Annotated in this window: 22 protein-coding genes; 14 read left to right on the forward strand and 8 right to left on the reverse strand. The window is 58.7% G+C overall.

Annotation, left to right across the window (positions count from 1 at the left end; genetic code table 11):
* From AC3B8H_RS00695 to AC3B8H_RS00725, 7 genes are all read left to right on the forward strand, one after another.
* On the forward strand, positions 1–465 hold the full coding sequence (locus AC3B8H_RS00695) for a DUF4381 domain-containing protein (RefSeq protein ID WP_488439705.1): 465 nt from the start codon (positions 1–3) through the stop codon (positions 463–465).
* Positions 462–1448, forward strand: a complete 987-nt coding sequence (locus tag AC3B8H_RS00700; RefSeq protein ID WP_488439706.1) for a vWA domain-containing protein — start codon at positions 462–464, stop codon at positions 1446–1448. The genes AC3B8H_RS00695 and AC3B8H_RS00700 overlap by 4 nt, the downstream gene beginning before the upstream one ends.
* A gap of 14 nt (positions 1449–1462) precedes the next feature.
* Positions 1463–3298 carry a vWA domain-containing protein gene (locus tag AC3B8H_RS00705; RefSeq protein WP_488439707.1) on the forward strand — a complete coding sequence of 612 codons (1836 nt, stop codon included), beginning with the start codon at positions 1463–1465 and terminating at the stop codon, positions 3296–3298.
* A gap of 55 nt (positions 3299–3353) precedes the next feature.
* The gene (locus AC3B8H_RS00710; RefSeq protein ID WP_488439708.1) at positions 3354–4646 is read left to right on the forward strand and encodes a hemolysin family protein; all 1293 of its coding nucleotides are present in this window, start codon (positions 3354–3356) and stop codon (positions 4644–4646) included.
* 99 nt (positions 4647–4745) lie between these two features.
* Positions 4746–5888, forward strand: coding sequence for an efflux RND transporter periplasmic adaptor subunit (locus tag AC3B8H_RS00715; RefSeq protein ID WP_488439709.1), 1143 nt, complete (start codon positions 4746–4748; stop codon positions 5886–5888).
* A 3-nt stretch (positions 5889–5891) separates the two neighbouring features.
* Positions 5892–9017, forward strand: a complete 3126-nt coding sequence (locus AC3B8H_RS00720) for an efflux RND transporter permease subunit (protein WP_488439710.1) — start codon at positions 5892–5894, stop codon at positions 9015–9017.
* Between the two features lie 16 nt (positions 9018–9033).
* Positions 9034–10722, forward strand: a complete 1689-nt coding sequence (locus AC3B8H_RS00725; protein WP_488439711.1) for a BatD family protein — start codon at positions 9034–9036, stop codon at positions 10720–10722.
* Positions 10723–10740: 18 nt separating this feature from the next.
* Here AC3B8H_RS00725 and nudE read toward each other — a convergent pair whose 3' ends face one another.
* Together nudE and AC3B8H_RS00735 are read right to left on the reverse strand one after the other, a co-directional pair.
* Entirely contained in the window at positions 10741–11295 is a 555-nt protein-coding gene (gene nudE / locus AC3B8H_RS00730) for an ADP compounds hydrolase NudE (protein ID WP_488439712.1), read from the reverse strand.
* Between the two features lie 62 nt (positions 11296–11357).
* Complete coding sequence (locus AC3B8H_RS00735) at positions 11358–12680, reverse strand: type VI secretion system contractile sheath domain-containing protein (protein ID WP_488439713.1); 1323 nt, start codon at positions 12678–12680, stop codon at positions 11358–11360.
* A 209-nt stretch (positions 12681–12889) separates the two neighbouring features.
* Here AC3B8H_RS00735 and yrfG point away from each other — a divergent pair, with 209 nt between their 5' ends.
* Positions 12890–13549, forward strand: coding sequence for a GMP/IMP nucleotidase (yrfG, locus tag AC3B8H_RS00740; protein ID WP_488439714.1), 660 nt, complete (start codon positions 12890–12892; stop codon positions 13547–13549).
* Here the strand turns inward: yrfG and AC3B8H_RS00745 are convergent.
* Positions 13494–14840 carry a DEAD/DEAH box helicase gene (locus tag AC3B8H_RS00745; RefSeq protein ID WP_488439715.1) on the reverse strand — a complete coding sequence of 449 codons (1347 nt, stop codon included), beginning with the start codon at positions 14838–14840 and terminating at the stop codon, positions 13494–13496. The genes yrfG and AC3B8H_RS00745 overlap by 56 nt on opposite strands.
* Before the next feature lie 101 nt (positions 14841–14941).
* Between AC3B8H_RS00745 and trxA the strand changes: the two genes are divergently transcribed.
* The 4 genes from trxA to AC3B8H_RS00765 all read left to right on the forward strand — a co-directional run bounded on the left by trxA (position 14942) and on the right by AC3B8H_RS00765 (position 18988).
* Positions 14942–15268, forward strand: coding sequence for a thioredoxin TrxA (gene trxA, locus AC3B8H_RS00750; RefSeq protein WP_064025458.1), 327 nt, complete (start codon positions 14942–14944; stop codon positions 15266–15268).
* Between the two features lie 192 nt (positions 15269–15460).
* Entirely contained in the window at positions 15461–16717 is a 1257-nt protein-coding gene (gene rho, locus AC3B8H_RS00755; RefSeq protein ID WP_064025460.1) for a transcription termination factor Rho, read from the forward strand.
* A gap of 115 nt (positions 16718–16832) precedes the next feature.
* Positions 16833–18527: an ABC transporter ATP-binding protein/permease gene (locus AC3B8H_RS00760; protein WP_488439716.1), complete on the forward strand. Its 1695-nt coding sequence runs from the start codon at positions 16833–16835 to the stop codon at positions 18525–18527.
* A gap of 191 nt (positions 18528–18718) precedes the next feature.
* A complete protein-coding gene (locus AC3B8H_RS00765; RefSeq protein ID WP_488439717.1) occupies positions 18719–18988 on the forward strand; it encodes a hypothetical protein in 270 nt (89 codons plus the stop codon).
* A 5-nt stretch (positions 18989–18993) separates the two neighbouring features.
* On the opposite strand, the gene AC3B8H_RS00770 is transcribed toward AC3B8H_RS00765, so the two are convergent.
* Entirely contained in the window at positions 18994–19446 is a 453-nt protein-coding gene (locus AC3B8H_RS00770; RefSeq protein WP_488439718.1) for a molybdenum cofactor biosynthesis protein MoaE, read from the reverse strand.
* 1 nt (position 19447) lies between these two features.
* Positions 19448–19681: a MoaD/ThiS family protein gene (locus AC3B8H_RS00775; RefSeq protein ID WP_488439719.1), complete on the reverse strand. Its 234-nt coding sequence runs from the start codon at positions 19679–19681 to the stop codon at positions 19448–19450.
* Between the two features lie 54 nt (positions 19682–19735).
* Here AC3B8H_RS00775 and moaC point away from each other — a divergent pair, with 54 nt between their 5' ends.
* Positions 19736–20230 (forward strand): cyclic pyranopterin monophosphate synthase MoaC, encoded by a 495-nt coding sequence (gene moaC, locus AC3B8H_RS00780; protein WP_488439720.1) that lies wholly within the window; start codon positions 19736–19738, stop codon positions 20228–20230.
* A gap of 456 nt (positions 20231–20686) precedes the next feature.
* On the forward strand, positions 20687–22291 hold the full coding sequence (locus AC3B8H_RS00785; RefSeq protein ID WP_488439721.1) for a L,D-transpeptidase family protein: 1605 nt from the start codon (positions 20687–20689) through the stop codon (positions 22289–22291).
* Positions 22292–22348: 57 nt separating this feature from the next.
* On the opposite strand, the gene mepK is transcribed toward AC3B8H_RS00785, so the two are convergent.
* The 3 genes from mepK to AC3B8H_RS00800 all read right to left on the reverse strand — a co-directional run.
* Entirely contained in the window at positions 22349–23344 is a 996-nt protein-coding gene (gene mepK, locus AC3B8H_RS00790) for a peptidoglycan L,D-endopeptidase MepK (protein ID WP_488439722.1), read from the reverse strand.
* Positions 23345–23498: 154 nt separating this feature from the next.
* Positions 23499–24242 (reverse strand): methylenetetrahydrofolate reductase, encoded by a 744-nt coding sequence (locus AC3B8H_RS00795; protein WP_488439723.1) that lies wholly within the window; start codon positions 24240–24242, stop codon positions 23499–23501.
* Between the two features lie 292 nt (positions 24243–24534).
* Positions 24535–25480, reverse strand: a 946-nt coding sequence (locus AC3B8H_RS00800) for an MltF family protein (protein WP_488439724.1), incomplete at its 5' end; no start/stop codon positions are given.

Consider the following 25480-nt stretch of genomic DNA (forward strand, 5'->3'; position numbering starts at 1 on the left):
GTGGCGGCTTTGCAACTCAAGGACATACACCTGCCGACTCCGGTCGGCTATTGGCCGCCGGCGCCGGGTTGGTGGCTGCTGGCGCTGTTGCTGCCGATACTGGCTTGGGCGGGTTACCGGTTTTACCGGCGCCCGCGCCGCCGCGCCGCCGTCAAAACCGCGCAAGCGGTGCTGGCGGCGATTCGCGACGATGCCGGCATGGACGACCGCCAAAAGCTGGCCGCCCTGTCGGCGTTGTTGCGGCGCGCGGCGATCAGCCGCGACGGCCGCGAATCGGTCGCCGGACTGCACGGCGACGCCTGGCTACGCTACCTGGATGCTGAGCTGGCCGACCGGCCGTTCAGCGAGGGCGAGGGCCGTTGTCTGGCCGACGGGCCTTACCGGCCGCTGGCGCCGACCGCGGACATTTCCGCCGTCACCGCGCTGTGCGAACGCTGGCTGAAACAACGAGCGAAATCCCGATGATCGAATGGCAATGGCCCTGGCTGCTGGTGTTGCTACCGCTGCCGCTGCTGATTAGATTTACGGTGCCGGCCCGGCCGCTGGATAGGCAGGCGGCGTTGAAGGTGCCGTTTCTGGACGAGTTCGGCGGCGGCGACGCCCGTATCGTCAGTGCTCAGAGCCCGTGGGCGCTGCGCATCGCGGCGCTGGCTTGGCTGTGTTTAGTCTTAGCCGCCGCGCGGCCGTTGTGGCTCGGCGAACCGTTGGAACAGGCCGTCAGCGGCCGCGATTTGATGTTGGCTGTCGACGTATCCGGCAGCATGCAGGAAGAGGACTTTTTTATCGGCAAACGCAAGGTGGACCGACTGACCGCGATCAAGCAGGTGGCCGGCGAATTCATCCGGCGCCGGGCCGGCGATCGGCTCGGTCTGATTTTGTTCGGCACTCAGGCTTATTTGCACGTGCCGTTGACCTTTGACCGCAAAACCGTGCAAACCTTGCTGGACGAGGCCTTCATCGGGATTACCGAGGACGACCCGAAAACCTCGATCGGCGACGCGATTGGCTTGGCGGTCAAACGCCTGGAGCAACAACGCGACGACAGCCGGGTCTTGATTTTACTGACCGACGGCGCCAATACCGCCGGAGAGCTGACGCCGTTGAAGGCCGCCGAAATCGCTGCCGAACACCATTTGAAGATTTACACGATAGGGATAGGCGCCGACGAAATGGTAGTCCGTGGCCTGTTCGGCAACCGCCGGGTCAATCCGTCCGCCGATTTGGACGAAACCACGCTGACCGCGATCGCCGACGCCACCGGCGGCCGCTATTTTCGGGCCCGCGACACCGAAGAATTGGATCGTATCTATCGGTTGCTGGACCAATTGGAACCGGTCGAAAAGGATAAGCAATATTTCCGGCCTCGCCGGGAACTGTACCATTGGCCGTTGGGATTGGCGCTGTTGCTGAGCGCCGGCTTGGCGACCTTTAATTTGCGTCGCGGCTGAAGGAGACCTCAACAATGATCCATTGGTCGGACTTCCATTTTCTTCGCCCCTGGTGGTGGTACGCGTTGTTGCCGGCCGCGATCTTGCTGGCGCTGCTGTGGAAGCGCCGCTTGGGGCGCGGGGCATGGCGGGAATTTTGCGATGCCGAGTTGCTGCCTTTCATCCTGCAAGACCAGCCGACGACCGGCCGAAATTACCGTTTGCCGCTGGCGGCCGCGGCGGTGTTGTTGACCGTCGTCGCGCTGGCCGGTCCCACTTGGCAGCGCTTGCCGGGTCCGGCCTTCCGCAACGAATCGGCGTTGGTCATCGCGCTGGATTTATCGCGCTCGATGGATGCGACCGACATCAAACCCAGCCGCATCGCCAAGGCGCGCTATAAGATCGCCGATCTGCTCAAGCAGCGCAAGGACGGCCAGACCGCGTTGCTGGTCTACGGCGGCGATGCGTTTACCGTGACGCCGCTGACCAACGACGTCGCGACCATCGACAGCCAATTGACCGCGCTGACCACCGACATCATGCCCAGTCCCGGCACCAACGCGGGTATCGCCATTCGCAAGGCCGTCGAATTGTTGCAACAGGCCGGCCTCGTCCAAGGCCACATCCTGTTGGTCAGCGACGGCGTCGATAGCGACAGCGCCGCTCTGGCCGAGCAATGGCTGGGTCGCTATCGTTTATCGGTGCTGGGCATCGGCACCGGCGACGGCGCGCCGATTCCGGTCGGCGGCGGCGGATTTCTGAAGGACGCGGACGGCAATATCGTCATCGCCCGACTCGACGCCGGCGTGCTGCAAGCCTTGGCCGATGTCGGTCGAGGCCTGTACCGGCCGGTTGCCGTCGGCGACGACGATGTCGAAGCATTGAGCCAGCTGTTCAACCATCCGGACAATACCGAACCTTTAACCGGCACCGAATTGATGTTGCAACAATGGGACGAAATCGGTCCCTGGCTGATGTTACCGTTGCTACCTTGGGCTGCCTGGCAATTTCGCAGGGGAGTGTTAGTTTGGGCGACTTTGGCGTTATTGCCCTCCTGGTCAAATGACGCCCACGCCCTGGACTGGCAAAGTCTGTGGCGCACGCCGGACCAACAGGGCCGGCAAGCCTTCGACCGCGAACAATACGACGCGGCGGCGAGTCGTTTCGAAAACCCGGAATGGCGCGCGGCTGCCCAATATAGGGCGGGCCAATATCGGGAAGCCGCCGAAACCTTGAAATCGGCTACCAGCGCCGACGGCCATTACAACCGGGGGAATGCGCTGGCCCAGGCGGGTGATTTGCCTGCGGCGTTGGCGGCCTATCAACAGGCACTGAAATTGCAGCCGGATCACGCGGATGCCCGCTACAACAAAGAACAGATAGAGAAGCAATTGACCCAACAACAGCAACCGGACAACTCGTCGGATTCCAAACCCGACTCGGCGCAACCGCAATCCGGCGCCCAAAACCCGCAACAGCCGGGATCGAAACAGGAACCCGCCGACCAACAACCAAAGCCCGATCAACAAGGCCAGCCATCGGACTCGGCGGCGGACAACCAGAAACGCCAGCCCGACCCCAATTCGGCGCAAGCCGACGATCAACCCCGCGACGACCCTCGCCAAAAGCGGCCGGAAACCTCGCCACAATCCGCCGACTCGGCCAAGCCGCCCGAATCGGCCGAGTCCGGTCATGACGCTGCACAGCCGACGGCCAAACCGGATCAAGCCGGCGAACGCGACGAATCCGAGCGGGCCAACGCCCAATTGCTGAAACGCATTCCGGACGAACCGACCGGCCTACTCAAGCGCAAATTCAAATACCAATACGGTCAACGCAATCCGGCGCCGCGCGACGCACCGGGTTGGTGAGCGCCGTGCCCTTTAGTCACGCGGATCACGCGACGACCGGAATGAAACCATTGCGATGGACATAGGACTGATCCTTTTATTAATTCTGGTCAACGGCCTGTTCGCGATGTCGGAAATGGCCTTGGTATCGGCGCGCAAGGCCAGACTGCGCAAACTGGCCGCCGAAAAGCGGGCCGGGGCCGAAGCGGCGTTAAAACTGCACGAGGAACCGTCGCGGTTTTTGTCCACGGTGCAGGTGGGCATCACCGGCGTCGGCATCATGAACGGCGCGCTCGGCGAGGACGCCTTGACCGCGCCCATCGCCCACTATTTGCAACAGTTTCCGCTACTGGCCGACTATGCCGACTCGGTCGCGCTGTTGGCGACGGTCGGGCTGATTACCTATTTCTCGGTGGTCGTCGGCGAATTGTTGCCCAAGCGCCTAGCCTTGCTGCGGCCGGAAGCCATCGCCGCGCTGGTGGCGCGGCCGATGAATATGATCGCGCTGTTGGCCAGTCCGCTGGTTTGGTTGCTGTCGTCATCCAGCAATCTGCTGCTGAAACTGCTGCGGGCCGATCGGACCCCGGAGGCCGCCGTCACCGACGAAGAGATCAAGTTGTTGATGGAAATCGGCGCGGAGTCCGGCGTGTTTCATGCCGAAGAACGCCATCTGGTCGGTAACGTTTTGCAATTGGACGCCCAGCTGGTTGGCGCGGTGATGACGCCGCGCCAATTGATTTACGCGATCGACCTGACCGACGACCTAGCCGTCACCCGCGCCAAGCTGGCAGATTGCCCGTATTCGCGCGCCGTCGTCTGCCGGGGCGGCCTGGACGAGGTGGTCGGCATTCTGCAACGGAGCGAACTGTTGAAGGCGGCAATGAACGGGCTGGCATTCGACTTGGTTTCCGGGTTGCACGCGCCGATCTACGTTCCGGAATCGCTGACGCTGACCCAGTTGCTGAAGCGCTTTCGCGAAACCCGTAGCGATTTGGCGCTGATCGTCAATGAATACGGCGACATCGAAGGCCTGGCGACGCTGAGCGATGTGTTGAAAGCCATCGTCGGTGACTTGCCCAGCCCCGAACCCAATCTGGACAGCGACGCGGCGCAACGCGCGGACGGTTCCTGGCTGATCGACGGCCGCTTGGCGATACAACGCATGAAGACCGTGACCGGCATCGATACCACGCTCCCCGGCGAAAACGATGGCGATTACCACACCGTCGGCGGTTTCATCCTTTATTATCTGGAAGACCTGCCCAAGGTCGCCGATGCCTTCGAATACGAACGTTGGCGTTTCGAAGTGGTCGATATCGACGGCACCCGCATCGATAAGGTGCTGATCGCCGAAGTATCGCGGCCATGATGCCATCCCAACACCGCCGGCCCAGGGCCGGCACTCGACTCACTCGGATGAACCGCCGGATGGCGATTCGATACCCGATCAATTACCAGGAATAGGTCAATGTCCATCAACCCTCGTTTCCCTCGTTTCCGTTGTTATTTCCGTCCGTTGCGCGCCGCGTTGCTGGCGCTGGCGCTGGTCCCGGCCGCGCGGGCCGAAATCGGCCAACCGGTGACCGCTACGCCGGCATTGTTGAAGCTGTTGAAAATCGCCGAAATCAAACCCGCCACGGTCAGCGAGTCGCTGAGACTGTCGGCGCGAGTGGAACTGGATCAACATCGGGTCGCGAAGATCGGCGCCACCGTAACCGGCCGGATCACCGAAATCAATGCGATGCTGGGTCAAGTCGTCACCAAGGGCGAGCGCTTGGCCTCGCTGAACAGCACCGAACTGAGCCAGGCTCAATCCGAATATCTCAAAGCCAGCTCGCAAGTCAATTTGCGGCGCCTGACCGTGCAGCGCGCCGAACGCTTGCACGACAGCGGCGTGTTGGCCGAAGCCGAGCTGCTGGAACGGCGCGGCGTGTTGACCGAAGCGGAGGTCGATCTGCGCGCCGCGACCGACCGGCTGCGGGTGTTGGGCATGAGCGACGGCGATTTGAAACGCTTGGCCAAGCAACGGGTCATCGATTCGTTTTCGCCGGTGACGTCCAGCATCGCCGGCGTGGTCATCGAGCGTAACGTAGCGGTCGGACAGGTGGTACAGCCGGCCGACAGTCTGTACACGGTCGCCGACTTGTCGCACCTGTGGTTGGTGGCCGAAATCCCGGAGCAACAGGCCTATTGGGCTCGGCAAGGCGATCAAGTGCATGCCGAGGTGCCGGCCCTGCCCGGCCAGGAAGTCAGCGGGAAATTGATTTACGTCGCCGACCTGGTCGATCCGGATACCCGTACCGTCACCGTGCGCATGGCCTTGGCCAATCCGGAGCGCTTGTTCAAGCCGCAAATGCTGGCGACCTTGAAAATCAGCAAGCCGGACACCCAATCCCTGGTGGTGCCGAGCCGAGCCGTAGTCCGCGAGAACGACCGGGATTACGTGTTCGTGCGGCTGACCGACGACCGCTTCGAACTGCGGCCGGTGCAGCTGGGCGCCGAACAGGCGCAGCAACGACCGCTGCTGACCGGTCTGAATGCCGGCGAGCGCATCGTCGTGGATGGTGCGTTTCACTTGAACAACGAGCGCTTGCGCAGCGCGTTGGAGTAAACCATGCTCAACGGATTGATCGAAGTCGCGCTGCGGCAACGGATTCTGGTGGCGGTACTGGCGGTGGCGCTGATTGGCTTCGGCGCGCGGGCGATGCAAAAACTGTCGGTGGACGCGTTTCCCGACGTCACCAATATCCAGGTGCAAATCGCCACTGAAGCCACCGGCCGTTCCCCCGACGAAGTCGAGCGCCTGGTGACGGTGCCGCTGGAAATCGCAATGGCCGGGCTGCCGAGCCTGGAAGAGATGCGCTCGCTGAACAAAAACGGCTTGTCGCTGATCACGTTGATTTTCAGCGACAGCACCGAAGTGTATTTCGCGCGGCAATTGGTGATGGAGCGGCTGATCGAGGTCAAGCAGCAAATGCCGGACGGCGTCAATCCGGTGTTGGGTCCGGTATCCACCGGCCTCGGCGAGGTTTACCAATACACCTTGGAACGCGACGACGACGGCGACAAGGTGCTGAGCCAGGAAGATTTACAACGCCGGCGGGAGGCGCAGGATTGGGTGGTGCGGCCGTTGTTGCGCGGCATTCCCGGCGTCGCCGAAATCAATTCCCAGGGTGGTTACGTCAAGCAATATCAGGTGCTGGTCAATCCGGACCGCTTGCACCATTACCGGATCAAGCTCAACGACGTGTTCGAGGCGCTGGCCCGCAACAACGCCAACAGCGGCGGCGGCGTACTGCCGCATTACGCCGAACAATATCTGATTCGCGGCGTCGGTCTGATCAATGATGTCAACGACATCGGCGGCATCGTTCTGAAGGAAGACAACAGCGTGCCGGTGCACATGCACGACGTCGCCGACATCAAGATCGGCCACGAGGTCCGGGTCGGCGCGGTGATTAAGGACGGCTATACCGAGGCGGTCGGCGGCATTGTGATGATGCTGCGCGGCGGCAACGCCAAGGAAGTGGTCGGCCGGATCAAGGAGCGCGTCGCCGAAATCAACGCGAAAGGCATGTTGCCCGACGGCCTGAAAATCGTGTCGTATTACGATCGTAGCGACCTGGTGGACGCCGCGCTGCACACGGTCACCAAGGTGTTGATGGAAGGCATCGTACTGGTGATCATCGTACTGTTTCTGTTTCTCGGCGACGTGCGCTCCAGTCTGATTGTCGTCGCCACGTTGATCGTCACGCCGCTGGTCACCTTTATCGCGATGAACAAACTCGGCTTGTCGGCCAATTTGATGTCGCTGGGCGGATTGGCGATCGCGATCGGTTTGATGGTGGACGGTTCGGTGGTCGTCGTTGAAAACGCCTTTCGATTGCTCGGCGAGCGCAAGGGCCGCGCCACCAGCCGGGTCAGGGTGGTCGAAGCCGCCACGCACGAGGTGGCGACGCCGGTATTGTTCGGGGTCGGTATCATTGTGTTGGTCTTTCTGCCGCTGATGACCTTGCAAGGCATGGAGGGCAAGATGTTCGCGCCGTTGGCCTACACGATCGCGATCGCGCTGTTGGTATCGCTGGTCGTGTCGCTGACGCTGTCGCCGGTATTGTGCGCGTTTTTTCTGGAAGGCCACGACGGCGAGCACGACACCCGCTTGATCGCGTTCTGCAAGCGCCATTACCTGCGAGTCTTGAATCTAGCTTTGACCAATCGACTCAAGGTCGTGGTCGTCGCGCTGGCGATTTTCGGAGCGACACTGGCCTTGCTGCCCTTCCTGGGGACCTCGTTCATTCCGGAAATGAAGGAAGGTTCCATCGTGCCGGGCATCAATCGCATGCCGAACATTTCGTTGGAGGAGAGCATCAATGTCGAAATGCAGGCGATGAAGATGGTGTTGGGTATTCCCGGCGTCAAAAACGTGGTGAGCGGCGTCGGCCGCGGCGAGAGTCCGGCCGATCCGCAGGCGCAGAACGAATCGACGCCCATCGTCACGCTGAAACCGCGCGAGGAATGGCCGGCCGGCTGGACCCAAGACGATATCGCCGATGCGATGAGCGATGCCTTGAACGCCAACCTGCCCGGCATGCAGGTGGTGATGGCGCAACCGATATCCGACCGGGTCGACGAAATGGTCACCGGCGTGCGTTCCGACGTGGCGGTCAAGGTGTTCGGCGACGATCTGGCCGAACTGAAACGGCTGGCCGATGCGATCGCGGTCGCGGCCGGCGACGTCACCGGCGCCCGCGACATTCGCGTCGAGCGAGTGACCGGCCAGCAATATTTAAATATCACGATCGACCGTCAGGCCATCGCCCGCCACGGTTTGAACGCGTCCGACATCCACGACGTGATCGAAACCGCGATCGCCGGTAAGGTCGCCACCGAAATTTACCAAGGCGAGCGACGCTTCTCGGCGGCGGTGCGCCTGCCGGAAAATTTCCGCAACAATATCGCCGCCATCGACAATCTGATGTTGACCGCGCCCAACGGCGCCCGCGTCCGTTTGGGCGACGTCACCCACATCAGCTTGAACGACGGTCCGGCGCAGGTCAGCCGGGAAATGGGTAAGCGCCGCATCGTGGTCGGCATCAACGTTCGCGACCGGGATTTGGGCGGTTTCGTCGCCGAATTGCAGCAAACCATTTCGGCCAAGGTCGCGCTGCCGGAAGGCTATTATCTGCAGTGGGGCGGCCAATTCCAGAACATGGAGCGGGCCTTGGGCCACTTGCAGTTGATCATTCCAATCACGATCGCGGCGATTTTCTTTTTGCTGTTCATGCTGTTCCAGTCGTTGCGCTTTGCCGCGCTGATCATCCTGGTATTGCCGTTCGCGTCGATCGGCGGGATCATCACGCTGTTCGCGACCGACGAATACTTGTCGGTGCCGGCCTCGGTCGGCTTTATCGCGCTGTGGGGGATCGCGGTATTAAACGGTGTCGTGTTGATTTCGTATATTCGCGGCTTGCGCGCCAGCGGCATGACTCAGGCGCATGCGATCCGCCAGGGTTGCGAACAACGCTTTCGGCCGGTGATGATGACGGCGACCGTCGCGTTGCTGGGCCTGGTACCGTTTTTATTCGCTACCGGGCCCGGCTCGGAAGTTCAAAAGCCGCTGGCCATCGTCGTGATCGGCGGGCTGATCAGTTCGACGCTGTTGACGCTGGTGGTATTGCCGGCCTTGTACGGCTGGTTCGACGACCGTAGCGACAGCCGCAAACCTTTTTCGATGCATTAATTTCCGGAAACCTACGATGTTGACTCGCCCAGGCCGGCGCGCCGGCTTATTTTTTCTGTTGATGCTGATCGCCACGTTGTTGCAGGCCGCCGACATCCAGGTGTCGGTCAGCCGCAATCCGGTGGCGATGAACGAATCGTTTCAAATTGTATTCAGCGCCGAGGACGAACCCGACGGCGATCCGGACTTCGGGCCGTTACGCGACCATTTCGAGATTTTGAACCAGCAGCGCAGTTCCAGTTCTTCTTGGGTCAACGGCAAAAGCAGCCGCAGCGAGCAATGGATATTGAACGCGATGGCCAGACAGGCCGGCGAGTTATTGATTCCGCCGATCCGGTTCGGCGCCGATAGCAGTCGGCCGTTGAAAATTGTCGTGGCCGCATCCGCCGCCGAACCCCAGCAGGACGGCGATCTGTTTCTGGAGGTAGCGGCGACGCCGGAAAAGCCCTATGTGCAGTCGCAAGTCATCTATACCTTGAAGCTGTTCCGGCGCGTGCAAATCACTCAGGCCAGCCTCAGCGAACCGGAGATCAAGGACGCGCTGGTCGAGAAATTGGGCGAGGACGATAGTTACACGACGCAAGTCAACGGGGTCGAGTATTGGGTGACCGAACGCAAATACGCGATTTTCCCGCAGCAGAGCGGATTGTTTACGATTGCGCCACTGACGATGAACGCCGAAGTCGTGGCCGGCGGCCGGCCGCGTTTCAACGGCTTCTTCAATCGGCCCAGTACCGAAACCCGCCGGATTACCTCCAAGCCGGTCACGTTGAATGTGCTGCCGGTACCAAACGGGTTTGCCGGCAACTGGTTAAGCGCCGAGCATCTGGAACTAAGCGAGCAGTGGTCCGACGCCGACCGGCGCGCCAAGGTCGGCGAACCGCTGACTCGCACCGTAACACTGAGCGCCCGGGGCGCCACGGTTGGCCAATTGCCGGAGTTGACCGATAAGGCCGCGATCGACGGCCTCAAAAGTTATCCCGACCAACCGCTGTTGAAGGAGGATAAACTTGCCGACGGTCTGACCGCGCTACGCGAGGAGAAAATCGCGCTGATTCCGTCCAAACCCGGCCGTTACACATTGCCGGCCGTGGAAATCCCGTGGTTCAACACCCGCACCGGTAAAATCGAGACAGCTCGGCTACCGGCCGCGACGATAGCGGCCGAAGCCGGCGCCGGCGACACGGCGCAAACGAACCCAAGCCCCCAGTCCGGCGCGGAAGTCTCCCCTGGCGGAAGCGTCGAAACCGTCGTGGCCTCGGATCGGGAATTACGCTGGTGGCAAGCGACGGCGACGGTCTGCGCGCTCGGTTGGTTGGTCACCGGGTTTTGGGCGATACGCCGCCGAGCCGGCGCCGGATCGAGCCTGCCGTCCAAACCGATGCCGGCCGGCGAGTCGTCGCTGGAACGCAGCTTAAAGCGGGCGTGTTGGGAGAATAATCCGCAAGCCGCCAAGCAGTTGCTGCTGCAATGGGGCCGCCAGCGCTTCGGCACCGACAGCTTGACCGGGTTGGCTGGCCGCTGCGGCGCGGCGCTGGCCGGGGAAATCGAGGCCTTGAACCGTTTGCTTTACTCCGGGAGCGATGCCGATTGGCGGGGAAGCGTGCTTTGGGAGGCTTACGCGGCGGAGTCGCCGGCGCCGGCCGCAACGGTACCCTCCCGCCAGGACGACGGTCTGGAGCCGTTGTTCAAAATCCGAGGGTAAGCGGTCGCGCCACCCACCTTAACCGCGCCGGCGCAAGTGATCCAGTGCCAGATATAACGCGGCAATCGAACGGGCTTCGCTACATTCGCCGCTGGCCAACAAGCTGTCGATCCTCTCCAGCGGCCACGGCACCACTTGCAGTTCTTCCGGCTCGTCGCCGACCAGTTTTTCCGGATACAGTTGCTCGGCCAGAATGATGTCTATCGTGTGCTCCAGATAGGCCGGCGCCAGCGAAACCTGGTGCAGATGCCGTAAACTGGCCGCGCCGTAACCGATTTCTTCCTTCAATTCGCGGTTGGCCGCGCTGAGCATGTCCTCGCCGTCGTCCAATTTGCCCTTGGGCAGCCCCAGTTCGTAGCGGTGCAGCCCGGCGGCATATTCGCGAACCAGTAAAACCGTTTCGTCGTCCAGCATCGGCACGATCAGAACCGCGCCGCAACCATTGCCGCCGCGCGCCAGCCGTTCGTAACGTCGCCGCGTACCGTTGCTGAATTCCAGTTCCAGTGCTTCGACACGGAATTGGCTGGTCTGAGCGACCACGGTTTTGTTAAGAATTTTCGGTCGGTTCGGCATGGCGGCGTTCTGGGGTCGGGTCCGGTCACTATAACCCAGACCCGCCGAACGCTGGCAACAATTTAGCCGGCCGCCGCCAGCGCGACGATGGCCGGCAGGCGGACGCCGGGACGCTGGCGGAAACCCAATACCGGCGTGATGCCGCTTGCCAGCAAGGCTTCGGTTTGGCTTTCGCTCAACACGATCTCGGCGCCGGCCCGCAACACGGTTTCGCCACGCTCCGTGTAGGCAAACACCGGTATATCCGGGAAAACCAAGTCTTCCGGCTCCGGTTCGGCCTTCAACAAAGCCTGCGCGCATAAAAACGCCGAATTGCCCCAAAGCAGATCTTCGACCGCCAGCGGCTGGCCGCACTCTTCGAATGCCAGACTTTCCAGCGGGTCGCGTTTGGCGCCGTAGGGCAGTCGCATCAAATAGCGCGGATAGGCGAGCACGACGCGATCGGCGGCCATCTCCAGATTTGGCGCATGCCTCGTGAGCGCCGCTTCGGCCCAGTCCGCCGCCAGCCCGCCGATCGCGCAACCGCCCAGATTAGCCGCCAATTCGGCGTAAGCGGCCAACAGTGTCCGGTCCGCGCCACCCAGACCGAAGCGATGATCGATCAACACAATGGACGAACGGTCGTCCTCGCGATGCCGGGCATGTTCGACGATGAGAGATGCCATCGTCCCATCGCATGCGGCGGGATCGGTATCCAGCAAATACAGCCGATGTTCGCCTTCGGCCGCCGCGCCGACCAAATTCCGAGTGGCGCGCCACAGGGCTTCCAAGTCCTGAAAAACCGGGGTGTGCAAAACGCCGCGTAAATATTGGCCGACCACGGCGTCGATCAAGTCAGCGAGCGCGGTGTGTTCGGGTAACGCGGCCTGACTGACGTGCGGCGCTACCAAGCTGTCTATCCAACCGGTGAGCTTGTCGGTTGGCGCCGGCCCGGCTTCTTCCGAGGATCGGCCGAGCAGACGCCGCAAGGTTTCGTCGTCGCTTTCGCCGCTAGTCGATGCCGGCGTTGGCGGCTGGGTCACGGCCGGCGCGACCGGCAAATACTGGCGAATCGCCGCCGCGGCCATCTCGGCGGTTGCCGGGTTGTGCAAGCGAGTTTTCAGTTCGCTTAAATCCGCGAGCAGCGGTATCCGTTTCAGCCAGCGGTCGGGATGAAAATCGTCCAGCTCGGCAAAGCGCAAGAGCTGACCGCCGGCTATCGTCATGGTCGGCGCCAAGTCCGCCAAAACCTGATCGAAGTTGTCCAGGTCTATTGCGATCGGCGCCCCGACACCGGTCCGGCCCGAATAGCGGCCAACCAGATATATGCATTTGCCGTCGCCATCTTCGGCGCGGCGCGATGGCGAGCGGTTCCAGCCCAGATTGAATTCGATACGGCCCGTCATGTCGTTCCTCCTAGTGCTTGTTGCTTCGCGGCCCTCGGGCCGTCGTGGATGAGGCCGCCGCCGCAATCGCGAGCGAAGGCCGATCCATAAGTCTGGACCAATTCGGCGAATTCGCCGCGGCCCGGTCGCGAAGATGGCGCGGCGCGGCGGATTTGGGTAACATCGCCGCCGGCTTGGGGACTTCCCGGCGCAACAACAGTTGAGAGACGATGCTGGATTGGCGAGAAATCGATACCGTGCTGCTGGACATGGACGGCACGCTGCTGGACCTGAATTTCGATAATCATTTCTGGCAGGAATTCGTACCCCTGCGCTACGCCGAACTGCACGGCCTGACGCCGGACGCCGCCAAAGCGGAGCTGGCGCCGCGTTTTAAGGCGATGGAAGGCAAGCTGGAGTGGTATTGCCTGGATTACTGGAGCGAGGAACTCAAGTTAAATATCGCCGGCTTGAAGCAGGAATTGGCCGGCCTGATCGCCGTGCATCCGCACGTCGTCGAGTTTCTGGAGGCGGCGCGTGGCCGGGGCCGACGTTTATTGTTGGTGACCAACGCCCATCGCGATAGCTTGAGCCTGAAAATGGAAAAAACCTGTTTGCAGCGCTTTTTCGATCGCATCGTCAGTTCCCACGATTACGGGTTGGCCAAGGAGCAATGCGGTTTTTGGCAGATCCTGCAAGATCAGCATGTGTTCGAAAAGCAGCGGACCTTGCTGGTTGACGATAGCTTGGCGGTATTGCGATCGGCGGCGGCGTTCGGGATTGCCCATCTGGTATCGATCAGCAAACCGGACAGCCGCCGGCCGAGTCGGGCGATTACGGAGTTTCCGGCCGTGGAAGATTTTCGGGCGCTGATGCCGGGGCTGCTGTAGCGGTTTGGCCGTGCTCGCGGCGCGGCCCCGGCCGGCGATCGCGGTCTGGTTTATCGCCGCGCGGCGGCCGTTTGCCGTGAGCGGGCACGCGTTCGCGCGGCTCCCGCCGCTCCGGCTTGATCACGTCTTCGATCAGCAATTCCGGGTCGATCGCGCGTACCGGTACTTTTTCGCCGATGTAATCCTCAATGTCGGGCATCGAGTAGGCGTATTCCTCGCAAATAAAGCTGATCGCTTCGCCGCTGGCGCCGAAACGAGCGGTGCGGCCGATACGGTGCACGTAATCTTCGACGTCCTGCGGCAGATCGTAATTGAACACGTGCGAGACGTCCGGAATGTGCAAACCGCGCGCCGCGACATCGGTGGCGATCAACAAGGTAACCCGGTTTTCCTGAAAATCGTTGAGCAGGCGCTGGCGCTTTTCTTGCGGCACGTCGCCGCTCAACATCGCCACCTTGTGGCCATTGGCGTGCAGATAATCGTCGAGTTGTTCGGCGCAACGCTTGGTGTTGACAAACACGATGCTGCGCACCGGCTGGTGAGATTTCAACAAGCCAAGCAGTAGCGGAATTTTTTGGTCGTTGGCCGGACAAAACGCAAACTGATTGATGGCCTTGGACGTGACTTCCTCGGTTTCGATCTTGACCATGACCGGGTTGTTCATGTGTTCGTAGGCCAGTTCGGTGACCTTGTAGGACAGCGTGGCCGAAAACAACAGATTCAAACGCTTTTCCGGCGGCGGCATCCGGCGCAGCAAAAAGCGTATGTCCTTGATGAAGCCCAGGTCGAACATCCGGTCGGCTTCGTCCATCACCGACACCTGAATATTGTCCAACGTGAACGCGCCTTGTCGGTAAAAGTCGATAATGCGGCCCGGTGTGCCGATGATGATGTCAACATCGGTTTTCAATTTATCCAGTTGCTTTTGGTAATCGGTGCCGCCGTAGATCAGCGCGAATTTCAGATTCAGGTAACGGCTCAGCGCCAAGGCATCCTTGTGAATCTGGATTGCCAGTTCACGGGTCGGCGCCAAAATCAATGCTCTGGGGTTTTTGATCTTTTCGCTTTCATCGTTGATTAAGCGCTGAAAGGTCGCTAGCAAAAATGTGGCGGTCTTGCCGGTACCGGTTTGGGCTTGGCCGGCGACATCGCGGTCGCGTAACGCAATCGGCAATGCTCTGTCCTGGATCGGCGAGCATTGGATGAATCCGGCTTCTTTCAAACCTTTGATAATGGAGTCTGACAACTCCAGGTTGCTAAAACGGGTTTCCGTCAAAATTGTTTTTTTCATAACTCGATAGAATACCGTAAAAGCCGTAGCGTTTGAAATCGATTGACAATCGAAGCGGGACGAAACTATAGTCTTGACTTTGCAAACTATTGGAGATTGGCGTGAGTGACCTAGTCCTTCATGTATCGGACGCGGAGTTTAACGATACCGTATTGAAAGCCAGCGGGCCGGTTCTGGTTGATTATTGGGCGGAATGGTGCGGCCCTTGCAAAATGATCGCCCCGGTTCTGGACGAAATCGCCTCGGAATATCAAGGCAAGCTGACCGTGGCCAAACTGAACATCGACGAGAACCCCAAAACTCCGCAACATTACGGCGTGCGCGGCATCCCGACGCTGATGATCTTCAAGGGTGGCGAGATCGAAGCTACCAAGGTCGGCGCGCTGACCAAATCCCAATTGGCTGCCTTCATCGATAGCAACCTCTAAATTTACCGTATTCGACGTTAACCGGACCGCTGACAAATTAAGTTTGCTAAGTCCGGTTATTGCGCTAGAATTCGCGGCAGCGTATATCCCGCACGCCCCTTAGCCGCCCGAACTCACAACTCCAACAACACACTTACCCCCGCTGTAAACGGCATTCTGCTGCTTTACGTGTTCTTTTTTCCCTAAAACATCATGAATCTTACCGAGTTAAAACTTAAACAAGTCAGTGAAATCATCAATATAGCCGAGTCCCTGGGACTGGAAAACATAGACAGAGCCCGAAAGCAGGAATTGATCTTTTCGATCTTGAAGAAACAGGCAAAAAGCGGCGAGGACATATTTGGCGACGGGGTATTGGAGATTTTGCAGGACGGTTTTGGTTTTTTGCGCACACCCGGTGCATCCTATCTAGCCGGACCCGACGACATTTACGTTTCGCCCAGCCAGATCAGACGTTTCGGCCTACGCACCGGCGACACGGTAAGCGGCAAGATCAGACCTCCAAAAGAAGGCGAACGTTACTTTGCGATGCTGAAAGTCGAAAGCATCAACTTCGAATCTCCCGAGCAGTCCAAAAACAAGATTTCCTTTTCCAACCTGACCCCGCTGTTCGCCAACAAGCGTTTCCGCCTGGAACAAGGCAACGGTACCAGCGAAGACCTCACCGCCCGCATCATCGACTTGGTCGCGCCTATCGGCAAGGGCCAGCGCGGACTGATCGTATCGCCGCCGAAAGCCGGTAAAACGATGATCATGCAAGCTATCGCCCATGCGATCGCCGAGAAAAATCCTGACTGTTACCTGATCGTGTTGTTGATCGACGAGCGTCCGGAAGAGGTGACCGAAATGGAGCGTTGCGTGCGCGGCGAAGTCATTTCCAGTACCTTCGACGAACCGGCGACCCGCCATGTTCAGGTGGCCGAAATGGTAATCGAGAAGGCCCGCCGCTTGGTGGAACACAAATTCGATGTAGTCATTCTGTTAGACTCGATCACCCGTCTGGCTCGCGCCTACAACATGGTGGTGCCTTCATCCGGTAAATTGCTGTCCGGCGGTGTCGACGCCAATGCGTTGGAAAAGCCCAAACGCTTCTTCGGCGCCGCGCGTAACATCGAGGAAGGCGGCAGCTTGACGATCATCGCCACCGCGCTGGTCGAAACCGGCTCGCGGATGGACGAGGTGATTTTCGAGGAGTTTAAGGGGACCGGCAACATGGAGTTGCATCTGGAACGCAAGATTGCCGAAAAGCGCGTCTATCCGGCCATCAATATCAATCGATCCGGCACCCGCCGCGAGGAATATCTGGTCGATCCCGACGAACTGCAAAAAACCTGGATCCTACGCAAAATCCTGCAACCGATGGACGAATTGGCGGCGTCCGAATTCCTGCTGGGCAAACTCAAGGACTTCAAAACCAACGCCGAGTTTTTCGATTCAATGAAACGTTAAGCCATCGGTCGAGGCGGCGCGTTTGCGCCGCCTCGATGCTGCCGCTAAGCGAAAATCGCTTTTTTCCGCCGATCTTTGCTATAGTCCGCCCCCAGACTGTTTGGGGGGACGTGTTTTGCAACGCTCAAGTAAATTTCTGGTTCAGTTTCTGCAATTGACTGGACCGTTCTGGAACGCCGAAAACAAGGCGCTAAGCCGTAGCCTGACGCTATCTCTAATCGGATTGACCGTCGCGCAAATCGCGATTTCAGTCATCATTACCGAATGGAGCGCCGACCTGTTCGATGCGTTGGACCAGCACGACATGACTAAGCTCTGGGCCCAAGTCGGCGCCATATTGCTGATCTTCGGCGCCAACATCGGCATCACCGTTACCCACCTGAAAGTCAAACGCCGATTACAGTTGGAATGGCGCGCTTGGCTGACCGAAACAATACTCGGCCAATGGATGCACAAGGGCCGTCATTATCTGGTCACCCACATTCCCGGCAAGCATGACAACCCGGACGGCCGGATCGCCGAGGATATTCGGATCGCCACCGAATACGCGGTGGATTTGTTTCATACCTTGTTCTATTGCGTGCTGCTATTGATTAGCTTTACCGAGATACTCTGGTCGTTGTCCGGCACGGTTACCTTGGATCTGCTGTTCGTGCAGGTACCCATTCACGGCCATCTAGTCTGGTTAGCGCTCATTTACGCCGCCACCGCCTCGACGCTGGGCTGGCTGATTGGCCGGCCGCTGATCAAGGCCACCGACAGCCGCCAAACCGTCGAGGCCAATTTCCGTTTCGGCTTGGTCAAGGCACGGGAGAACTCGATGGCCATCGCGCTGATTCACGGCGAACCCCATGAAAAACAACATTTTCAAACCTTGTTTGCCGACATTGTCTCGGCCTGGCACGAACAAACCAAGGCGTGGGAAAAGATCATGCTGTTCAGCTCCGGCTATTCGGTCCTGACGATGGCTTTTCCGATTCTAGTGTCCGCGCCGCGTTACATTTTGGGCAGCATCACGCTCGGGGCTTTGATGCAATCGGCTCAAGCCTTTCAGCACACGGTATCGGCGCTGTCCTGGCCGGTCGACAACATGGGCAAGGTGGCCGAATGGCGGGCCTCGGTGGAACGCGTGCTGGGTTTGAGCCAAGGCTTGAACCAGCTCGAACGCGAAATCGCCAAACCCGATCCGCACCGCATTCAAATCCAAAAAAGCACCGATTCGGTACTGCGTTTTCACGATTTGTGTATCGCTCGGCTGGACTCCATCGTCTGCATCGCCAATCTGAACGAGGAGATTCGCGGTGGCGAGCGTATCCTGATCGGCGGCAACGCATTTTCCGGTAACAAATTATTCAAGGCAATTGCCGGCTTATGGCCGTGGGGCGAGGGCGTCATCGAACTGCCCGACGACGAACCTTTGATGTTCATGCCACCCCGCCCCTATTTGCCGACCGGCACCTTGCGCGACTCGATTTGTTACCCGGCCGCCGGTACGGTAGTCAAGCACGAGGATCTGGAAGCCGCGCTGTTATTGGCCGGCTTGCCTGAACTGATCGAGCCTCTCGACAAATTCGACGACTGGGCAAAATCACTGGAGCGCGAACAGCAGCAGCGGCTGGGCATGGTGCGCTTGCTGTTGCACAAGCCGAAATGGATATTGATGCAGGAAGCTTTCGACTCCTTGGATCCGGATGGCGAATTGGCAATGATCAATCTGATCTTCGACAGATTGCCGAATTCCGCATTATTGACAATTACCAAACAACCCAATATTCAAGCCTTGCACCAACGCCAAATCACGCTGTGTTAGGCGAACTTCGGCCGCCTCGAAGGCGGTGCGTCAGCGCAGGATTCAGCCGTTGAGCCTGGACCCGCTTGATTGGGCTAAAATTTTTTGTACTCCGGATGGGGTTTTTCGCCGCTGAAACGTCTTATTTAGTGAAACCCCGAAAATAGCCCGGCCGCATTTCGCCGCCGGACAAGGAAAAACTGGTGTAGCTCATGATAAAACCAAGACGCTCGTCCCACGCCAAAGCCGACGGCGATGTATTAGCCGTTGCAGCCGATAGTTTCCCGTCGGCGCGCTACTTTCAAATACATTTCGAACATTTGCATGAGATGATCGCTGATTTGCGCCAGCAGATCGGTCAAGCCAATCAACAAATCGCCGAACTACAGCGCCAATTGCAGAGCAATGGCGATTTGGACGAGATGGGAGCCGTCGGTTATCAAACCGAAAGTCCGGCGAGCATGGGCCGCCCAGCCGGCTGAGCCGCTCAGACTTTGTAACCGGCGCTGTTTTTTTCGACCCAGCGACTCTGCCCGGATGCCAGGGCTTCCCGTTTCCAAAACGGCGCCCGACTTTTCAACGCTTCCATGATATAGCGACTGGCGTCGAAGGCGTCGCCGCGATGCTCGGCCCATGCCGCGACCAGCACCAGCGAATCGCCTGGCAGTACCTCGCCGACCCGGTGGATCACCAAGGTATCCAGCAGTGCCCAGCGCGCGCGGGCATCAAGCACGATGCCGGCCAATTGCTTCTCGGTCATGCCGGGGTAATGTTGCAATGCCATGCCGACAACGCCGTCGCCGAGATTGAAATCGCGCATGCTACCGACGAATACCGCGGCCGCGCCGAATTTTCCAATATGCTCCCCCAGTTCGGATCGCTCGTACTCCGCCAATAACGGCCAGGGATCGAACGCTTGCTCCACGATACGTATCGTCACGTCAGCCTCCGGTCACCGGCGGGAAAAAGGCCACTTCGTCACCGTCGCTTAGCGCGGTGTCGGTAGCGGCATAATCCATATTGATTGCAATCAACATATTATCCGGCCACGCCAGATCGGGATTCAGGCGCCGCCAAAGCGCGCCGACCGAAATCGGGCCGTCCCAGGCGAATTCGTCGGCCTGCCGCCCTACTCGATCTTGCAGGCTGGCGAAATAGAGGACTTTAATCGACATAACAATTTTCCGGAGAATACAATACGGTCCCGTTTTACTACACCGGACACCCAGATGCCAGCAACCCTCACTCATTTTAACGCGATTGGCGAAGCCCACATGGTCGATGTCGGTGATAAAGCCGTTAGCGAGCGCACGGCGGTCGGCGAAGGCTATATCGAGATGCTGGATCAAACCCTGGCGTTGATTATGTCCGGCAGTCATAAAAAAGGCGATGTACTGGGGATTGCCCGAATCGCCGGCATCATGGCCAGCAAAAAAACCGCCGAGTTGATCCCGTTGTGCCACCCGCTGCCGTTAACCCATGTCGAGATTCGACTGGAACCGCAACCCGAATGCAATCGGGTTTATTGTCAAACCACCGTTAAAGCGACCGGGAAAACCGGCGTCGAAATGGAGGCGCTGAATGCCACCCAGGTAGCATTATTGACGATTTACGACATGTGCAAGGCGGTCGATCGCGGTATGACGATACAATCGGTACGCTTGGCGGAAAAAATCGGCGGCAAATCCGGCCACTGGCGCCGCGACGATTCCGCAACAAGTTGATGCCGCCGATCTTTGGCGCCAACCCAACTAAACGTATGCCGCGTGCGATCGACAGCTTGACGCAATTGCGCGCTTGAACTAGTCAAAACGCCGCTCCATGCTATTTTTAGACAGCCACGACACGCCTAATTCGCTGAACCGTAAATAGGTTTTTCAGAAAAGGTCGGTTACCGATTCAATTGTCAGCAGAACAAGGTAGAATTAGCAAACGATGATGGCGTTGAATTTGGCCAATATCCGCCGATAAGCAAACGACCGTACTGTCGCATCTGGAAATCCGACCGTTTGACCATGACTTTTAAACCACGCGCCTCAATAGATTTTCGCCGCCGGCCTGCCTGGTTTACGTTGCTAGCCTGCCTTGCGGCGTCTCACGGCCCAGCGCTAGGCGCCGATGTCCCCGCGGCCGCGCCGACGCTGGAAACCACGCTCCCAAGCCAGGCAAGCCCACCCGAAATGGCGGTTCCGGCCGACAATCCCATCGGCGCGATACTGCTCAGCAAACAACACCCCTTGCTGCTGCGCGCCGATTTCAGCCGTGTTAGCGAACTCGTCAATCAGGTCTACCGCAACAGCAATTTTCAGCCGATTTGGTTTTCCGCCACTCGCTCCGAAAAGAATCTGCGCGATTTGATCGATATTTTGAATAATGCACCTAGCGATGCATTAAATCCGGTCAATTACGACGCCGAACGCATCCGGAATTTAATTGGCGACGTCAATCCGACCGGAAACGCCATCGCCGGCCACGACGTGGCATTGACGGTGTCGTTAGTGCGTTTCCTGCACGAGCTGCGCCAGGGTCAGGTCGAGCCCCGCGAAGTCGGCTATCCGGTGCATATCGCCCCGAAGCCGACCTTGGATGTGGCGGGCTTGGTCAAGCAGCATCTGGATAAGCAGACTCTGCCCGAACTCGTCCAAGCTTTCGAGCCAAAAGCCAAGCAATATCAACAGCTAAAACAGATGCTGAATCGGCTGCGACAACTGGACCGGCAAAGCGATCTGGCTGAATTCAAACCCGGACGCGCGCTACGGCCCGGCGATCGGCATCCGCAGGTCGCCATTTTGCGTCAACGTCTGGTCGCGCTGGGGATAGTTGATTCCCGGCAAACTGGGGACGAAGCCTATTCCAGCGATTTGGTCGAAGCGGTCAAAAAGTTGCAACAACAGCAAGGCTTGAAGGCCGACGGCGTGATAGGTCCGGCAACACTGGCGGCGTTGAACACGCAATCGGTTGGCGAAAAAATCGCGCAAATCGAACTCGCGATGGAACGGGCTCGCTGGATTCCCGATCCGGCCGACGGTCCGATGATAGTCGTCAACATTCCGGCTTTCGAGCTATGGGCCTTCAACTCGACCGACGACGCCAATCCACTGAACATGAAAGTCATTGTCGGCAAATCCCCGGACAATCAGACGCCGCTGCTCTGGGAAGAGATGAAATACCTGGAATTCATGCCGTACTGGAATATTCCGAAAAGCATTTTCGAGAAGGAAATCTTACCTAAAACCGCCAACAACGAAGGCTATCTTGCCAGCCAGGATATCGAACTGGTTCGCCACCAAAACAGCGAGGAACGCGGCGGCGGCAGTTATTTGCGCGCCCGGCAACGGCCCGGCAAGAAAAACCCACTAGGGCGCGTCAAATTCGTGTTCCCCAATACCGCCGACGTTTATCTGCACGACACGCCGGGCCGGGCCGCCTTCAATCGCCAGCGCCGCGACTTGAGCCACGGTTGCGTCCGGGTCTCCGAGCCGGAGCAGCTGGCCGAATTCGTGTTGGGCGACCAACAAGGCTGGGACAAGGAAAGTATCAAATTGGCCATGTCGGCGCCGAAAACTCGCCACGTTACCTTGAAGCGCTCGGTACCGGTGTTGTTTTATTACGGCACTGCGTTTGTCGATCACCAGAACCAGTTGCGCTTTTATCCGGATATTTACGGGCAGGACGAGCAATTGAAAAAAGCCCTGCAAAAATTGCAAAACCCGTCAGCGCCGAATGCCGCCGCCAATAATCAGTTGGCGGCAAACAAAGCCTCCGAGCTCCCGGCCAATCCGTAATTTGGGATACCCATAAAAAAAGCGCCTGTAACGGCGCTTTTTTTATGGGCTGGCGAGTTACAAACTCCAGGTTCTGAACGTTCCGGTATCCAGATGAATGAAATTCGAGTCCGGATAATAGCCCACGCCGCCGCGATGCATTGCCACCGCCGCATTGTGGATACGCCGCAGGTCGAAGCGTTCGATACGGATGTCGACGGCCCGGCCATACATATGGAAGCTGTTATTGGCGACGCCCGAATGCTCGGCATGTAATTTGGCGTTGGTTAACGGCGAGCGATAACCGCAAATCACGTCGAACGGCTGGCTCAAACCCAACATTTGCTTGAGGTCGTGCAACTGATCCAAAAGCTCCGGATCGATGGGGTGAACATCATCGGTGCGGTGATCCCGCAGCAAAAAGCTGATTTCGTTCAACGCATCGCTCAGGTAGCGGCCTTTTTCAAAATAGGTCAGATTCAAGTGGTCGCCGGTATGCGGATTTTGAAACGCCAGCGAACGGTGATTCACCAAGCGACCCCGATCCGCTAAAAACATCGGCTCGCGCGGACCCGGCAACACTAAATCGCGTTGGATCGGTTGAATCTCCGAATGCACTCTACCGCCGTGATAACTATGCCGACTGGCGTAGTGATATTCCGTTGTAACGCCGTGTTTTTTTCCGCCGTAAACGTCATGCACGCGACTGTTATGCATGCCGCCGCGGTGGTCCGCCAAAGCCTGATGGGCATGGCCGTGTTCCGCTCGCGCGGATTTTGCCGATCGGCTCGCGACCGTCATCGGCGACTTGGCTGCTCCCCGGCCGAGGCCAGCCTTGTGGGTTTCCCGCGCCGCCTTCGCGGCAGGCTTGGGTAATCGCACCGCGGTTCTGCCGGCGTTTGCCGCGCCATGCTTGTGGTCAGTTTTGGCAGCCGCCTTTTTTGCGGCCTGCACCACGCCGGGCATCGCTATAGATAAGACAGCGCCGACCGCGAAACGGCCGAAAAAACTACGGCGAGAGAGCTCCACCTCGTCTTGTTTGTTGCTGTGATTTTCTAAGTTACGTCTCAGCATCCATCATCTCCCAATTTAACTTCACTCGGATAGTCATTGATTCCGAAGGCCAAAACCCAAAAAGGGCCGAAGGGATTATAGCACTGCATCACGTTTCTGGCCCGTTTCGGGGAAAACCGATGCCTGTCCTTGCACGGCGCGGGGTCCATGCAAGTCAGCGCGGCAAATCGATCCTTTCGAAATATTTTTGTAAATCGATCCGGATCGGCATGAAGTAAACATGTAGATCGGTGGCGGCAGCGGACCGAATCACCTGATTGGCGAACGCAACGTTCCAATCGTAATCCGGACGGAAATTGGCCGGAAATTTGACCTTGTTTTTGACTTCCCAATAGTTCATCGACGCCTTGGTGGTGATCGGACTGATCCCAATATACGTTTCCAGACCGCGGACTTGCTCGGCGTAAATCTCCACCATGCGGCTGTCGTAGAACGGTTGCGAAAATAGCCCCGTCGCGCCGGCATCGGCCTTGCGCTGGATGTAATCGCACTCGTCCTGCAGCCCCTGCCGATGCGGATCGAAACCGGCGTAGATGCTCAGCTCGGGAAAACGCTGGCGTGTCGCACGAATCAGATCCACGACGTCGGTGTTGTAAAAAGCCCGTTTCAAGCCTTCCGGCGGATCGCCGGTGACCAGCAATACGCTGTCCAACTGATACTGCTCGATGATGCGGTATAACTCGCCGCTCTCAATCTTGAAATCGATCGCCCGAAAATGCGGAACAAAGCGATATTTGCCGCGATCGATGCGCGCCGCCAATTCCCAGCTGCGGGTGTCGAAACGCTGGATGTCCGGTATGTTGACGATATTAATACCGTGACCCAAGCCTTGGACGAAAGCATATTGTTCATCGAAAGCCGCAAGGCTTCTAGGCACAATTTCAAAAGAGATATTCATGGACGTTGCGGACAGTTTTGAGCGGCGACTCGCAGTTAGCGTCCAGGCCAAACCAAAACCCGGTCATCCTAGATGGCCTGTTGGAGATTCGGCCGCTGACGCTAGCACCGGTTGCGTGGTTAATAAATTGAAACGTTTCTTGGGCATTGAATGAATGTTCGGTCGGCGGCGCTGGATATTGAGGGATTTCCGGCGGAGGGCAATATTCACAGTACAGCCTGCCGATTGCTTCGATATTCTAGCCGACTCCGGGACAAAAAGACGTTCGAGAGACGGTTCGGCGACTGGCTTGTTAGGGAACGAATTGCTCGCGCGTTTGTTGCTGGTGGTGCTGAATCGCCAACTGCAGCTTGTAAGCCGCATAGTATTTATAAATGTTGCGCACGTAAGTCGTGGTTTCCCAGCCCACTCTATCGGCCACGACCAATTCCAAATTGTTGAACCAGCGGTTGGGATCGAAGCCGCGCTTTTCCGCTTCGCGGCGCAAGCGGGTGATGGTGCCGGGGCCGGCGTTGTAGCTGGCGAAGGCAAAAAGCGTTCGGTCGTCGTCGCGAAATTCGACGTCGCTAAAGTAACGCGCCATCAAATCGTCCAGGTACTTGGCGCCGGCGTGGATGTTGGCCTCCAAATGCCGCACGTCGCCGACGTTTAGGCTCCGGCCGGTGGACGGTAACACCTGCATTACCCCTATCGCGCCGGTCGGCCCGCGGGCGCTTTGTTGCAGTTGCGATTCCTGAAAACCTTGGGCTGCCAGCATCAACGGGTCGAAGCGGTATCGGTCGCCGTACTTTTCGAACAGTTTCAACATATCGGCGAAACGGCGCCATTCCTGATCGGCGGTATTGTTCCGGATCTGTTCGATGTTTTTATTGAAAGCCACCAGGGTTTGTTCGATCAAACGGTGTCTTTTGACATCGTTGACATAAAAGTCCTGCAACACTGCCTGCAATTCGGGGCTTTGCTTGCGAAAAACCCACCCCGATTGGCCGGCGGAACGCACCGGCACATCGGTCACGGTGATATTGGGCAACACCTTGGCCCAAATGTCCGCCTTCCAATCATCGATAATGATGATGCCGACCAAGCCGGCGTTCAGCATTTCCATTAAATCTTCGTATTCAATGGCGTCGGGCACGGTGACAATGTTGACCGGGACCTTGCCGGCGCTTTTCAAGCGATCGTTCAACGCGGCCAGACTGGCATGGTAGCTGGACGACGGCCGGACATGCACGGTTTTG

The organism is Methylomonas sp. BG-2 (genome assembly GCF_057766305.1).

Coding starts and splice junctions, on each gene's coding strand:
- AC3B8H_RS00700 (WP_488439706.1), top strand. CDS start 462: ATGATCGAATGGCAATGGCCCTGGCTGCTGGTGTTGCTACCGCTGCCG.
- AC3B8H_RS00705 (WP_488439707.1), top strand. CDS start 1,463: ATGATCCATTGGTCGGACTTCCATTTTCTTCGCCCCTGGTGGTGGTAC.
- AC3B8H_RS00710 (WP_488439708.1), top strand. CDS start 3,354: ATGGACATAGGACTGATCCTTTTATTAATTCTGGTCAACGGCCTGTTC.
- AC3B8H_RS00715 (WP_488439709.1), top strand. CDS start 4,746: ATGTCCATCAACCCTCGTTTCCCTCGTTTCCGTTGTTATTTCCGTCCG.
- AC3B8H_RS00720 (WP_488439710.1), top strand. CDS start 5,892: ATGCTCAACGGATTGATCGAAGTCGCGCTGCGGCAACGGATTCTGGTG.
- AC3B8H_RS00725 (WP_488439711.1), top strand. CDS start 9,034: ATGTTGACTCGCCCAGGCCGGCGCGCCGGCTTATTTTTTCTGTTGATG.
- nudE (WP_488439712.1), bottom strand. CDS start 11,295: ATGCCGAACCGACCGAAAATTCTTAACAAAACCGTGGTCGCTCAGACC.
- AC3B8H_RS00735 (WP_488439713.1), bottom strand. CDS start 12,680: ATGACGGGCCGTATCGAATTCAATCTGGGCTGGAACCGCTCGCCATCG.
- yrfG (WP_488439714.1), top strand. CDS start 12,890: ATGCTGGATTGGCGAGAAATCGATACCGTGCTGCTGGACATGGACGGC.
- AC3B8H_RS00745 (WP_488439715.1), bottom strand. CDS start 14,840: ATGAAAAAAACAATTTTGACGGAAACCCGTTTTAGCAACCTGGAGTTG.
- rho (WP_064025460.1), top strand. CDS start 15,461: ATGAATCTTACCGAGTTAAAACTTAAACAAGTCAGTGAAATCATCAAT.
- AC3B8H_RS00765 (WP_488439717.1), top strand. CDS start 18,719: ATGATAAAACCAAGACGCTCGTCCCACGCCAAAGCCGACGGCGATGTA.
- AC3B8H_RS00775 (WP_488439719.1), bottom strand. CDS start 19,681: ATGTCGATTAAAGTCCTCTATTTCGCCAGCCTGCAAGATCGAGTAGGG.
- moaC (WP_488439720.1), top strand. CDS start 19,736: ATGCCAGCAACCCTCACTCATTTTAACGCGATTGGCGAAGCCCACATG.
- AC3B8H_RS00785 (WP_488439721.1), top strand. CDS start 20,687: ATGGCGGTTCCGGCCGACAATCCCATCGGCGCGATACTGCTCAGCAAA.
- mepK (WP_488439722.1), bottom strand. CDS start 23,344: ATGCTGAGACGTAACTTAGAAAATCACAGCAACAAACAAGACGAGGTG.
- AC3B8H_RS00795 (WP_488439723.1), bottom strand. CDS start 24,242: ATGAATATCTCTTTTGAAATTGTGCCTAGAAGCCTTGCGGCTTTCGAT.